This is a genomic window from Microcoleus sp. S36a_B3, assembly GCF_036700745.1.
In the GTDB taxonomy this organism is placed as follows: Bacteria; Cyanobacteriota; Cyanobacteriia; order Cyanobacteriales; family Microcoleaceae; genus Microcoleus.
This window is the reverse complement of sequence record NZ_JAUBPN010000055.1, coordinates 1-13,831: the sequence shown is the minus strand read 5'-3', so window position 1 is coordinate 13,831 and position 13,831 is coordinate 1. Positions and strand designations below refer to the sequence as shown.

Annotated in this window: 11 protein-coding genes; 8 read left to right on the top strand and 3 right to left on the bottom strand. The window is 45.6% G+C overall.

The window, feature by feature from the left end; all coding sequences use genetic code 11:
* Positions 1–1,118: 1,118 nt before the first annotated feature.
* The gene (locus QUA01_RS26725; RefSeq protein ID WP_333093528.1) at positions 1,119–1,838 is read left to right on the top strand and encodes a PHP domain-containing protein; all 720 of its coding nucleotides are present in this window, start codon (positions 1,119–1,121) and stop codon (positions 1,836–1,838) included.
* A gap of 159 nt (positions 1,839–1,997) precedes the next feature.
* On the opposite strand, the gene QUA01_RS26720 is transcribed toward QUA01_RS26725, so the two are convergent.
* The 3 genes from QUA01_RS26720 to QUA01_RS26710 all read right to left on the bottom strand — a co-directional run bounded on the left by QUA01_RS26720 (position 1,998) and on the right by QUA01_RS26710 (position 7,112).
* The gene (locus tag QUA01_RS26720; RefSeq protein ID WP_333093527.1) at positions 1,998–3,164 is read right to left on the bottom strand and encodes a CO2 hydration protein; all 1,167 of its coding nucleotides are present in this window, start codon (positions 3,162–3,164) and stop codon (positions 1,998–2,000) included.
* Between the two features lie 135 nt (positions 3,165–3,299).
* Positions 3,300–4,814 (bottom strand): NADH-quinone oxidoreductase subunit M, encoded by a 1,515-nt coding sequence (locus QUA01_RS26715; RefSeq protein ID WP_333093526.1) that lies wholly within the window; start codon positions 4,812–4,814, stop codon positions 3,300–3,302.
* A gap of 423 nt (positions 4,815–5,237) precedes the next feature.
* Positions 5,238–7,112 (bottom strand): NAD(P)H-quinone oxidoreductase subunit F, encoded by a 1,875-nt coding sequence (locus tag QUA01_RS26710; protein ID WP_333093525.1) that lies wholly within the window; start codon positions 7,110–7,112, stop codon positions 5,238–5,240.
* 625 nt (positions 7,113–7,737) lie between these two features.
* Here QUA01_RS26710 and QUA01_RS26705 point away from each other — a divergent pair.
* From QUA01_RS26705 to QUA01_RS26675, 7 genes are all read left to right on the top strand, one after another.
* Positions 7,738–8,049, top strand: coding sequence for a carbon dioxide-concentrating mechanism protein CcmK (locus QUA01_RS26705; protein WP_006635059.1), 312 nt, complete (start codon positions 7,738–7,740; stop codon positions 8,047–8,049).
* Between the two features lie 108 nt (positions 8,050–8,157).
* Complete coding sequence (locus QUA01_RS26700; RefSeq protein WP_006635058.1) at positions 8,158–8,499, top strand: carbon dioxide-concentrating mechanism protein CcmK; 342 nt, start codon at positions 8,158–8,160, stop codon at positions 8,497–8,499.
* Between the two features lie 278 nt (positions 8,500–8,777).
* Positions 8,778–9,083: a EutN/CcmL family microcompartment protein gene (locus QUA01_RS26695; RefSeq protein WP_333093524.1), complete on the top strand. Its 306-nt coding sequence runs from the start codon at positions 8,778–8,780 to the stop codon at positions 9,081–9,083.
* A gap of 231 nt (positions 9,084–9,314) precedes the next feature.
* Positions 9,315–10,970 (top strand): ribulose bisphosphate carboxylase small subunit, encoded by a 1,656-nt coding sequence (locus QUA01_RS26690; protein WP_333093523.1) that lies wholly within the window; start codon positions 9,315–9,317, stop codon positions 10,968–10,970.
* Positions 10,971–11,358: 388 nt separating this feature from the next.
* Positions 11,359–12,036: a carbon dioxide concentrating mechanism protein gene (locus tag QUA01_RS26685; protein ID WP_333093522.1), complete on the top strand. Its 678-nt coding sequence runs from the start codon at positions 11,359–11,361 to the stop codon at positions 12,034–12,036.
* Positions 12,037–12,369: 333 nt separating this feature from the next.
* Positions 12,370–13,143 (top strand): carbon dioxide-concentrating mechanism protein CcmK, encoded by a 774-nt coding sequence (locus QUA01_RS26680; protein ID WP_333093521.1) that lies wholly within the window; start codon positions 12,370–12,372, stop codon positions 13,141–13,143.
* 125 nt (positions 13,144–13,268) lie between these two features.
* Positions 13,269–13,831, top strand: a 563-nt coding sequence (locus QUA01_RS26675; protein WP_333093520.1) for an RNA-guided endonuclease InsQ/TnpB family protein, incomplete at its 3' end; no start/stop codon positions are given.

The following is a 13,831-nucleotide window of genomic DNA, read 5'->3' as shown; positions in this document are numbered from 1 at the left end:
ATCACCAGCGGTGGAGTGATTTAATGCCATTGATGAGTTGGCAACTTTGGCTAGCTAGGGATTTAGTGGTGGAAAATTAACTCCCTTGGCAATCTGAAGCGTATCAATTTAACTCCTGGACCTGTTGCCCAATCAATGTTGTCGGTTTTAGTTGACATTGGTACTCCCGCAAAAATGCCTTGCGCAGAGGGGAAAATCCCCCGGCTGGGAACAAGGAAAGGTACGTACCAAGGCACCATGCTATCCCACTGTGAAAAAACGGGTTTCTCGACGCAAAAAGTCTTCAAGATTGGCTATTTAACCTTCTCTCTCTTGAGTTTTTGAGCAACAGCTTGCCGGATCTTCAAAGGCAGCTACTTTTAGATGCGATCGTTTTTTACTCTAAACTCCAGTTATAACAAAAATAGTTCATTCGTAGTGCGGACTTTAGTCTGCGCTACGAACCAATCTGCCATCGGTCAATCTACCGGACATGATATTATTAGTATTCCTAGGGAATGCTGCCATTGTTTTATACAATTTTTAATCTACAGTTTTACAGATTCTCACCTTATATATAGCCCTTTTTAAGTTGATTGACTGAGCCTAAAAAAGCCGGATGGCGAGAGGGCGATCGCTCTTGGCATCGACCCTATATTCCGCATTTTTAGTGTACTTTTTTTACCTAAAATTTGCTTTATACAAAGTGCAAATAGTCCTCCGTTTCACTACGGCGAATACTTGTTTGTTAAGCGATTTCCGCTGCCTACGCATCTATCAGATTGTTGCTCTTTATCTTTATGCTGCGTCATTTTCTTTGTTCGACGCATCCTAGGAATAATGTTGATCTGATAGAATAGTTGGGGAATAGTTAAATAAAAAGTTGTTTATTAAACTGGCGATGATACAGGTGCATCGTTCACTAGAAACAGTCGATTTTTATTGATGAATTTTCCATCGCGACGCACCCTAGGGTTACTAATTTATTTCTGCTTTACCCTAATTTATTCGTGCTTTTCGCACAAAAGTTCTCAGCCATCAAGGTCAAGCCCCCTTAGCCAAGCACAAATTTTTAAGCCCGCAAATTTTAAATAAATTAGATATATTAAACAAAGCTAGTCTTTTTTATACTAACGCTTATGACGGTCAATCTCGCTTCCTCACCAAGTTCTGGTCTCAAACCAGAAGCCCAGAATATCTCGGCCCTCAAACAAGTCTTGCAGACAATAAATGCCGATAGCTGTCCGGGTTCCTACAACTTCCACCTCCACACGGTTAACTCCGACGGGCGATCGCAGTCAGAGAAAGTGATGGAACAAGCAATAGCCATAGGCCTCAAAGGCTTAGCTATTACTGACCACCACAGCACCAAAGGCTACGCTCAAGCTCAAATATGGCTGGATAATTGGAAATTAAACCATCCCGACAAAATTAGCGCTGCACCGACTCTTTGGACAGGGGCTGAAATTAATGCTGAATTGCTCAACAACGACGTACACATTCTCGCTTACGCCTTCGATCCAGAACATCCCAGTCTCGCACCTTACTTGCGAGGTAAAGGTAATGAAGGCCACGCTTGTTATTCCGCAGCCAGGGTAATTGAAGCGATTCAGGAAGCTGGAGGTTTAGCCGTTCTAGCACATCCTTGCCGGTATCGATCGACCGCCGATCAACTCATCCCAGAAGCAGCACGTTTCGGCATTGACGGCGTAGAAACTTACTATGCTTACGGCAATCCCTGTCCTTGGAAACCGAGTCCCAAACAAACTGCTTTAGTCAAAGATTTAGCAGAAACTTACGGTTTGTTGGGAACTTGCGGCACCGACTCTCATGGTCTGAGTCTTCTAGTCAGAATCTAGTAGTTGGGGGAATTGGGAATTGGGAATTGGGAATTGGGAATTGGGAATTAGGGATTGTTAGCTGTTAACTGTTGACTGTTGACTGTTGACTGTTAACTGTTAACTGTTAACTGTTAACTGTTAACTAATGACTAATGACTAATGACTAATGACTAATGACTAACGTTCTGGGAACAACTGACAAGATCTGTTAGTTGGCTGATTTGCCCAATCCAAACGAGAATTGCCAAATCGATCCATCCAAGCTTCCAAATAAGCCCGATTAGCCTTTTTTTCCTCTGGATCTGAGGTATTCATCGGATGAGGTGCTAAACCCAAAATAGTCGAAGTCGTCACGCAAAACATCGACTTCTGAAAACTTTGGCAAATTTGCACGCGCACATCATCTTCGCCGCGACAACTACTGCGGTAAATTTCTTGCAAATAATCCGGCAGAAAATGCCGCATATCTTGCATCAATTGAGTGGGCGGAATGCCTGCGCCTCCGATCGGCAAAGGGTCAGCAAATAAAGCACCGTAGCCAAAATCTTTTTGTTCTTCGGGGATTTGATGTGCTTGGGCGTTGTATGAAACTACTCCAAAAAATGCAGTACCTCGAAAGAAAATTGCCTCTACATAAGGGACTGCTACATCTGCTAAAAATGTCAAACCTGCCGAGGCTGGAATGATATCGTAGTCTCGATCGCCAATTTTGACGCTGTAGGTGATTGGTAGACTGGCGGCACCGACCAAACCTGCTAAGATAAAATCAACTACCTCAGCGATGGACTTAATTTCACCTGCTTCGTAGCGATCGGACAAATCGATAAATAAATCACTCATTACCCGCCAAAACTGACCCAGCCCGGTGTAGTAAGCCAGCATCCGCACTTGTTCCGGCAAAAAATTAGGGAAGACTTTGTGCAGTCCCTGCATGAAAAAATTGCCTTTTAACTTAGCTGCGATCGCCTTTTCGACCAAACTGCTAAATTCCGGGGAATCCAAATAACTGTCCAAACCCCCGCCGCCGTGCCAAAGCATGGTTCTCATCACATACTCAGCATACTCAAAATTAATGCGGTCGTGCCACAAATAGCGGATTAATTTCGGTCGAGTCACTTCTCCGTTAAAATATTTAAAAAACGGAAAAAGCACTAAAAATTGTTCTTCAGCGATGTAGTTAAGATTGAGGGAGTAGGCATCTAGAACCACACCGTAACTTTTGAGAATGCCGACTACTTCTACTACATTTTCCGTTGATTCTGGAAGCAAAGCTTTGCCTGATTCCAAGATGTCAATGTAGGCGGATAGAGGATGAGCAGAGGGTTTTAATACGGTAGTTGTCATTAGATTTCAACCTTCATTGAATAACTGTTTTATTACCGAGAAATTCAGAATCCAGAGAAAGGTTTGATTGTGTGGACTTCAGTCTTCAGAATTTGAAGAGGACTGAAGTCCGAACGATCGCACCTATGGAAGATTTCACTCCAAGTTGTGAGCAACTTGTTGAACTTGTGCGGGCACAGCCGATACTAAGCCGATCGCAGTTTTCTCGCTCAAAGCTACTAAAACTCCAGGCTGCACTCCCATGATGGCGATAATTACTGCTAAAACCAGCGAAGGAATGCGATCGCGCCAGCGGACTTGTGGCAAATTCACCACCAAATCGGAAAGGCGGCCAAAAAAGGCACGGTTGACCATAATTAAAAAGTAAATTGAAGTCAAACCAGTGCCGATCATGCAGAGCACAGTTTGCACTGGAAACACTGGTAAACTGCCCCGAAAAATCAAAAATTCAGCAATAAATCCCGATAACCCCGGAATGCCGGCACTTCCCATCACGCCGAGGATCATTAAACTACCAATCATCGGTAAACCGCGATCGGGATTGAACAAACCTTTGAGCACGTCAATGTTGCGGCTTCCAGATTTTTTGTAAACAATACCGACACTCAAAAATAGTAGCCCTGAAATTAAACCGTGGCTAACCATTTGCAAAACAGTTCCGATCGTACTAATCTCTGTAGCTGCGGCGCTAGCTAACAAAATGTAGCCCATATGAGCGATCGAACTGTAAGCTACAATTTTTTTCATATCTTTTTGGGCGATCGCGCAACTCGCCCCGTAAATCACGCTTACCACCGCCCAACTCGCCAAAATCGGCGCAGCCACCGCCCACGCATCGGGGAACAAACCCAAACCAAAGCGCAGCATTCCGTAGGTTCCCAACTTCAACAGCACCCCCGCTAACAGCACAGAAACAGGAGTCGAAGCTTCTACGTGAGCATCCGGCAGCCAAGTATGAAAAGGTACTAAAGGAATCTTAATTCCAAAAGCTAGTAACACCCCAGCGAGCAACACAAGTTGCCTCACCAAAGGTAAAGGCAATCCACCTTGTAAATGCGATACACCCGCTGCACCAACCATATCGAAACTAGAAGCACCGCTGAGCCAAACTACTCCCAAGAAAGAAGCCAGCAAAACCATGCCAGAAAATGCAGTATAGATTAAAAACTTAGTAGCAGCATAACCCCGGCGCTCGCCGCCCCAAATCGCAATCAACAAGTAAAGCGGAATCAATTCTACCTCAAAAAACAGGAAAAATAGCAGCAAATTTTGAGATAAAAAAGCTCCCGTGACTCCACCACTAATTAACAGCATCAAAGAATAATAAAGTCGAGGTCTGCGGATTGAATCATCCGTAGCGTAAATAGCGACCCCTGTCAGTAGAGTATTTAAAATCACCAAAGGCAGAGACAAACCATCAACACCGAGATTGTAATTCAATCCCAAAGCATCGAGCCAAGGAACAAATTCCGAAAACTGCAACTGACTCGTACTGATATCAAACTGAGCAGCTACAATCACCGAGAGAATAAAAGTCACGCCCGCAATGACGAGAGAGGCATTCCGAACTACTTTAGAACTCACCGCACTGGGCCAGAACCCAATCAGAGCGGCGGTCAACATTGGTATCCAGATTAAAGCACTGAGCATCAATTCAAACTTCCCTTGTTACGTAGCTTTTAGAACTATATTTAACATTAACGCAAAGGAACTGCATAAAAAAGCGATCGCTCAATTTTCTTGTTAACATAGATGCCAATGACTCTGGAATCGTCCTATAACCTGAAGTATTAGCGATCGATAAGATTTGCCAATTAAATGGGATCATCTCATTTTTGCAAAAAATATCTTTTCTTGGAGTGCGAGCGTCCCCGAAGAGCGAGGTGTATAATACTCGCTCTTCGGGGACGCTCGCATTACGACACAATTTCAATACCCGAACTTTTACCCGATGGGAAAATTCCGCTTGCACAATTGTGACCGATTGAGATTAAATAAAACGAGAAAAAAAACAGACAAACTCAAAACAATTCATCTGCATTCATCCCCGTAAATCCACCTTTCATTTGCGGTTCAAAAAAGCCAAAGAATCAGCCCGAGCAACACAGCAACCCCACTCGCAATAGTCAACACATAAAACTGCGACTGACCGGTTCCGCTGTACTTCAACCCTTCGCCGCTGAAAATTGTGGCAAAACCGAACAAATTCACCACCCCGTCTACTACGTACTTGTCAGTCCAAGCACTGATTTGAGCAATAGAAGCTACGGCCCAAACCACAGTCAAGCGGTAAACTCGATCGATATAAAAGTCGTAAGCAAACAAATCCTGCACCGCGGGCAACGGCAGCCGTACTGGTCTAGGTAAAACTCCGTACCAATAAATCGCCACCCCAATCGCAACGCCAATAAAGCCAGATAACATCAAAAGCGGAACATTTAGAGTCTTCAACAGCAAATTTAAAGTATCAAAATCCCCGGTTTTCGCCCAAGGCCCAGTCCAACTAATTAACAGTTGCCACCGCTGCAACATCCAAGGCACCAACAGCCCGATCACGGTCAAAATTACCATCGGTAATGCCATAGTCCAACCGACTTCTGGAGCTCTGCGAGTTTTCGGCTGCGGTTTTCCTGCAAACACTAAACCGAATACGCGAGTTAAATTTAGGGCTGTTAAACAGTTAACCAAAAGCAATACAACTACCAACCACAAGGGCACTGTCCAAAAACCGTTGAGCCAGCGCCGCATCGCCCAAAAGTTACCCATTGGTAATAGCGCTACCATCCCTGAAGCGCCTACTAAATAAGCCATTGTTGTGGCAGGCATCTTTGACCACAACCCACCCATTTCTGTTAAATCTTGAGTGTTGGTTGTCAGAATCACTGACCCTACGCTCATGAATAATAGTCCTTTGGCGATCGAGTGCGCGAACAGCAACAGCAAAGCAATGTCAACTTGATTGAGTCCCACCGCGATAAACACTAAACCCAAAGAAGCGCTGGTAGAATGCGATAAGGCTCTTTTGAGGTCGATTTGGGCGATCGCCACCAAAGAAGCACCAACCGCCGTCACCGCACCCAAAACGACCAACACCACACCAGTCACCGGCGACAGCGCTAAAACAGGCTGAAGTTTAATCAAAATATAAGCGCCAGCACCTACAACAACCGTATTCCGCATAATCGAAGCCGGGTTGGGCCCTTCCATCGCCTCGTCTAGCCACAAATGGAACGGAAATTGAGCGCACTTGGCTGTAGGTGCAGCAATTAAAGCCAAACCTAAAAGAGTCGCTACCAAAGGAGACAAAGTTGCAGTTTCCGCCCATTTTTCTAAATCGGAAAAATTCAAACTTCCCGCTAAAGTAGAAAGCGTCACTACTCCCATCAGCAGCGGTACGTCTCCTACACGCTTTGTTAAAAACGCATCTCTAGCCGCCGTTACTACCAGCGGTTGAGCGTACCAAAACCCGACTAGCAAATAAGTTGAAAGCGTCAGCAATTCCAACAAAGCATAAGTTAGCAGCAGCGAGTCGCTAATGGCAATTCCGCTAATTGCTCCTTCAAAAAAACCGAGCAGCCCAAAAAATCGAGCTAGCGCCCAGTCTTTTTCCATGTAGCCGATAGCGTAAATTTGTGCTAGCAGACTCAGAACTGTAACTAACTCCATTGCTCCGACGCTGATGGTGGAGATTTCTATGGCAAAAGACAAATTTAAATCTGCTGCTTGCACCCAGTGTACGAGCAACTGTTGGGGGGGTCGATCCCACGTTGCTCTAAAAATCACCGTTCCGTGGATGAAAGCCAATACAGTCATCAACAAATTGAAGTAAGCTGCAGGTCTCGGCCCTGTGGTGCGAACGGTTCCTGTAGACCACGGCAAAGTTAAAATTGCGCCAATTAAGCCATATAAAGGAACCCACCAACAGGCTTGGAGGAGAAATTCAGTCATTTAATTTATCCTTGAAACTTTAAATTACTGCCTGCCTCGATCCAAAGGCAGTTCCGGGCGATCGCCCGACACCCTAAAACTTTGACTGAACCCGATCGTATAGTTCTGGCAAAATAATTTGCACCCAAAATTAACTATACATTAAAGCATCAAAAATGATAATTATGTGACTACAAAATTACTGCCTTCTCAGAATCGGCAATCAAAGAAAAAAAAGACCGCAGATTGGTAAACACTGCCTTTTGTGTCTGTTTGCTCGCGATCCCCCTTTGGAAATCCCCAAATTTCCCAACCTCGATCGACCCTGCCTTCACCTACCGAACTCTACTTTTAAGGTATTTTTACTCACTCGACTCCCCGATCGCCACCCACATCTACTCCTCTGAATCTTAAGATTATTAAATAAATATTAAATTATTTTAAGTAACATAAAAATTTTTAATTTTTGTTATTAAACATTATGATGTTAGATTATATTGTCAAGGTGGACAGATTCCCCTATTCTATAAGGATAGGAAGCTTTACACTGCATTCCTAAATAATGTGGCCTTCCCCGTCCAAATTTTTAGATTTCTCAAAGATTTGTAACGGTAATTCCACTCATGCTTAAATTGGAGATTCAAAAATGTCAATAGCCGTGGGAATGATTGAGACAAAAGGTTTTCCCGCCGTTGTGGAAGCTGCCGACGCTATGGTCAAAGCTGCTCGCGTTACCCTTGTGGGTTATGAAAAAATCGGCAGCGCCCGCGTCACAGTGATTGTGCGTGGCAACGTGTCGGAAGTCCAGGCCTCAGTCGCAGCCGGAGTGGAATCCGTCAAGCGGGTGAACGGCGGAGAAGTAGTCTCTACCCACATCATCGCTCGCCCCCACGAAAACCTAGAATACGTTCTGCCCATTCGTTACACAGAAGCAGTAGAACAGTTCCGAGGCTACTAAGTTCTTAGCCCACAGAAAATTAATTTGACGAAAAGTTGGACTAAAATCAGTACGCTCGTCAAAAATTAACAGTTTAGTTCCCCAAATATTCAATCAGGAGTAAAACCAATGGCAATTGCAGTTGGCATGATCGAAACCCTAGGCTTCCCCGCAGTCGTGGAAGCAGCAGACGCAATGGTCAAAGCAGCCCGCGTCACCTTGGTAGGGTACGAAAAAATCGGTAGCGCTCGCGTTACAGTCATTGTAAGAGGAGATGTCTCGGAAGTGCAAGCTTCCGTAGCCGCTGGAGTAGAGTCGGTGAAGCGCGTTAACGGCGGACAAGTGATGTCCACCCACATTATCGCCCGCCCTCACGAAAACTTGGAGTACGTGCTACCCATTCGCTATACCGAAGCTGTAGAACAGTTCCGTGAAGGCGTCAGCGGTATTCGTCCTCTCAACAGATCTTAAGACGGGCGATCGGCTGTTCGGGGCATTTGGTAATTAAAACTTGAAAATTAAAAATTAAAAAGCGCGAAATTTTTGATTTAGCATTTTTAATTTTTAATTGATGCGGGCATGGGATATTGGTTGTTAGTCATCAGTCATGAGTCATTAGTCACGAGTCATTAGTTACTAGACGAAAAACTCTCTTTGCAGACATCGGACTGAGGAAAGCTAATTTAAAAAAGACAAGTGACTCTGTGAAAAAATGACAGTTACCAATTACCAATTACCAATTACCTAAAATGCAAATGGCCAAAGTTCTCGGCACAGTTGTCAGTACCCAAAAAGAGCCGACGCTGAGAGGATCGAAATTTCTACTCCTGCAATTCATCAATGAAGAAGGTTTGCCAGTTCCCGGATATGAAGTAGCGGCTGACTGTGTGGGCGCTGGTATAGATGAATGGGTTTTAGTGACCAGAGGTAGCGCAGCCCGGATCGCGCCCGGCAGCGAAAACCGTCCGATCGATGCTCTGGTAGTAGGCATTATAGATACTGTCAATGTAGAAAACCGCCTCATTTACAGTAAAAAAGACGACCCGTACCGCTAGTTGACAGGAAAGCAGTTGACAGGAAAGCAATTGGCAGGAAAGCAGTTGACAGTTGACAGTTGACAGGAAAGCAGTTGGCAGTTGACAGTTGACAATGAACAGCTAACAGTGAACAGCTAACAGTGAACAGTGAACAGCTAACAGTGAACAGTGAACAGTTGACAGCTAACAACTAACAACTAACAACTAACAACTAACAAAAAAATTTTTCAGCTTAGGAGAACTTAATTTATGGCAGTCCGCAACGTTGCGGCTCCCCCGACGCCTTGGTCGAAAAACTTGGCTGAGCCCAAAATTCACGATACCGCCTACGTACATTCCTTTTCTAACATTATTGGGGATGTGCATATCGGTTCTAATGTGATGATTGCCCCCGGGACATCTATCCGCGCCGATGAAGGCACTCCTTTTTATATTGGAGGAGGAAGCAACATTCAAGACGGAGTAGTGATTCACGGCCTAGAACAAGGCCGAGTCACAGGAGACGACGACAAATCTTATTCTGTGTGGGTGGGGAAAAATACTTCGCTCACGCACATGAGTTTAATTCACGGCCCTGCCTACGTGGGCGACGACTGCTTTATCGGCTTTCGCTCTACGGTGTTCAATGCCAGGGTGGGAAACGGGTGCATTGTAATGATGCACGTATTAATTCAAGATGTAGAAATTCCCCCCGGTAAGTACATACCTTCGGGAGCTGTCATCACTAATCAGCAGCAAGCCGATCGCTTGCCAGATGTTCTAGATTCAGATGTAAAATTTGCGACCCACGTCATCGGCATCAATGACGCTCTGAGAACGGGTTATCGCTGCGCTGACAACATTGCCTGTCTAGCACCAATTCGCAACGAGCAAGCTAAAAACTCAAATATCACTCAAATGAATTATTCTACTCAAACCGGCAGCCAATTGAGTTCTTCTATAACTGATAGCATCCGCAATTTACTAGCCCAAGGATACAGCGTGGGAGCGGAACACGCCGACGCGCGCCGCTTCCGTACCGGTTCTTGGCGCACTTGCGGCCCGATTTCCTCAACCCGCGACTCAGATGTAATCGCAGCTTTGTCGGCTTGTATGGCCGACCACCAAGGAGAATACGTCCGCTTGATCGGGATTGACACCAAAGCCAAGCGCCGCGTACTCGAAGAAATTGTCCAAAGACCGGGAGAAAACGGCTCTAGCGGTTCTAACGGCGCAAAAACTCACCAATCTAACGGTCAATTTGCACAAGCTTCTCACCGCAATACCGGTTCTGCCTCCAGCAGCGGCAAATTGAGCGCGGAAACAGTGGCGACTGTTCGCGGCTTGCTAAGTCAAGGTTACAAAGTGGGGACGGAACACGCCGACGCGCGCCGCTTCCGTACCAGTTCCTGGCAAAGCGGGGCTTCGCTGCAAACGAGAAATGAATCTGAGGCGATCGCCGCTTTAGAATCTGTGATGAACCAATATCCTGGCGAATACGTGCGCTTGATCGGGATTGACCCGAAAGCTAAACGCCGCGTGGTTGAAGAAATTATTCAGCGTCCCGACGGCCCAGTAGCTCAATCGGCTCAGTCTGGTGCAACCTCGGGATTCAAAGCAGGGAAAGGTAAAGAAGCTTACACAGGTGCGGTCGCCAGCAGCGGCATCTTGACCGGCAAGGCGATCGACCAAATCCGCAACCTGCTCTCCCAAGGCTACAAAATTGGCACCGAACACGCCGACGCGCGCCGTTTCCGCACCGGTTCTTGGAGTAGTTGCGCGCCGATCGCATCCAACCGCGAATCCGAAGTGATTTCCGCCCTCGAAAGCTGTCTCAAAGAACACAGCGGCGAGTACGTCCGCTTGCTGGGTATCGACTCCAAGGCCAAACGCCGCGTACTCGAAGAAATCATCCAGCGCCCTTAAGAACGCCTGGTAATTAGCTGGTTTCTCCCGTTAAGTGCTCGCGTTGGGCTAATGGGAGAACCAACCCTAGGATTCAAGTTTGGTTTTAGAGAGTTAGACAGTTCGATTGAGAATTTTTGGGAAAAATTTAAGATTTTCTCAAACTTTATAAAAAATCTTAAAGCCCGAACAAAATTTAGGCAAAAAAGGTTTGATGCGTTACTTACATGGGTAAGGTACGCAAGTTTAAGCCTGCGTAATTTAGGTTTAGATTCAGTCTCGATCGAGCTTTTCAATATTAGTAATTTCTCGTTTATTGGATGGATGCGGTTAATTTTTTTGAGTCAATAAAACCCATAAATTAAAGTCCTTTTCTCTAAAAAAATAGCTCATTTCATGGTAAAGTTGAATGTATTTATCGCCACTGCAATTAACTAGCAACTCTCAGATTTTGATGAGTGGCGATGTGGTTGTGAATGAGAGTGCGGCGATCGCCCCAGGAGTCATCCTGCAAGCAGATCCGGGAAGTCGGATCTCGATAGCCGCCGGTGCGTGTATCGGTATGGGAACTATCCTTCACGCCCGTGAAGGCGATCTGGAAATCGGGGCGGGCGCGATTCTGGGTGCAGGGGTGCTGGTAGTAGGTGCGGGGACGATCGGCGAAAATGCCTGTATAGGCGCGGCGACAACCCTGATTAATCCTTCTATCGACAAACTGCAAATTTTGCCAGCCGGTTCTCTGATCGGAGATACCAGCCGTCAAGTACCAGCAGAAGTAACCGCAAAAGCAGAAGCAGAAGCAGCCCCGGAACCGGAACCGGAACCTCCCCCAGTTAGTACGCCAGCCGTCGATCGACCGATCGATGAGCCAACCGCCGCCGCCCCTACACAGCCTCAAACACCGCCGGAGACATCCCCACAACCGCTGCAAGACACTGCCTCAGACCAGCCCCAACCAGCAGATACCCCAACTATTCTGTACGGCCAAGCTCACATCAATCGGCTGCTGGGGACGCTGTTTCCGCACCGACAAGCTTTTAATCGATCGGAGGAAAACGGTCAAACTCTCTCGGGCGGTTCCGGGTAGCGGTAAGTCGATTTTAGATTTGAGATTTGAGATTTATTTCGCAGATCGATCTGAGAGATTGAAATTTTGTCTGAATTTTGGGCTTGACCCTCAAAACTGTCAAGGGCTTGTATTGACAATGTTGGGGCGTGGTCATTTCAGCAAAAGGCAGCTATGCTGAAGGCAGAATAAAAAAATATAAATAGGTAATCTTATATTATTGGTAGCTCAGCAATTTTTAAGGCTTTGCAACAGAAATCTGTGTCTGGCAGCTCGTGCAGTCTGTCTTGTCATCTGAGAAACTACAATTATCCACAAATTTTAATTTTGAGAAGTTTCTAAAGGTAATTGAAGATGGACGGACAAATAGATCGTAAAATTGACCCCGATCACTCGCAGCGCCAAGAATATTTCAAAGATACTGCTTTGGGTTTGGTATCTACCAAGAGTTTTCCGGCGATTGTCGGGACTGCTGACATGATGCTGAAGTCGGCGGGGGTGATTTTAGTAGGATACGAAAAAATTGGTTCCGGTCACTGTACGGCGATCGTCCGGGGCAGAATTTCGGACGTGCGTTTGGCTGTGGAAGCGGGAGCTCAGACAGCAGAACAGTTCGGACAGTTTGTTTCTAAATTGGTGATTGCCAGACCTTTGGCTAATTTGGAAGTGGTTTTGCCGATCGGCTTTCGGCTGACTGAACTCTCCGAAAGCGGCAATTATTCGCGACTGAGCAATCAGGCGATCGGTTTGCTTGAAACGCGGGGATTTCCGGCAATGGTCGGTGCTTGCGATGCTATGCTCAAATCTGCAGACGTACACTTGGCCGCCTACGAGAAAATTGGCGCAGGTTTGTGTACGGCAATTATTCGCGGTGCAGTTGCAGATGTCGCAGTCGCCGTAGAAGCCGGGATGTACGAAGCTGAACGCATTGGCGAGTTGAACGCGGTGATGGTAATTCCGAGGCCTTTGGAAGATTTGGAACAAACTTTACCGCTGGCGAGTTGCTGGATAGAACACCGCAAACCTGTGATGATGCCAATCTCTGTTCAGGAAAAGGAAAAAGAATTGGTCGAACTTCCAGATTTGGAGAAATTGAGAGTTTATGTGGAAGAGGAAGTCGAGCGGTAATCGGTAATTTTTCAAAGAAATGGGTTTAAAACCCCGTCGTTCTAGGACGGCTTTAATTCCTTCTGAATTTTCCTGACTGTGTTAAAATAGTATGGCATACTAAAGTAGTAAAACAGCTAAAAAAAATGAAAGCAAGGTTCCAATACAGATTCTATCCAACCGATAGACAACGCCATAGTTTGGCTCAGTTGTTTGGTTGTGTAAGAGTTGTTTGGAACGATGCCTTGGCTGTTAGTAGATGTGGCAAATATCCTGAGTACAACACTCTATCCAAGTCTCTAACTATATCTAAAAAGACAGAAGAAAGGGCATGGTTGAACGATGTTTCGTCCGTGCCGTTGCAACAATCCCTCAAACATTTAGAGGTTGCTTACAAAAACTATTTTGATTCCCTAAAAGGGAAGAGAAAAGGCAAGAAAGTGGGTCAACCAAAATTCAAAAAAAAGACTAACAGTCAGTCTGCAACTTTTGCTAAAACAGGTTTCTCTATCAAAGGTGAGTCCGTGTACTTAGCAAAAATTGGAAATCTTAGCCCTATTTGGTCTAGGGAGTTACCATCAGAGCCTAGCTCTGTAACTGTACTAAAGGACTCTGCTAATCGCTATTTTTTAAGCTTTGTAGTAGAAGTTAAGCCCGTTCAAATTGATGCTAAAAACCCAAGTGTCGGAATTGATTTAGGGATTAAAAC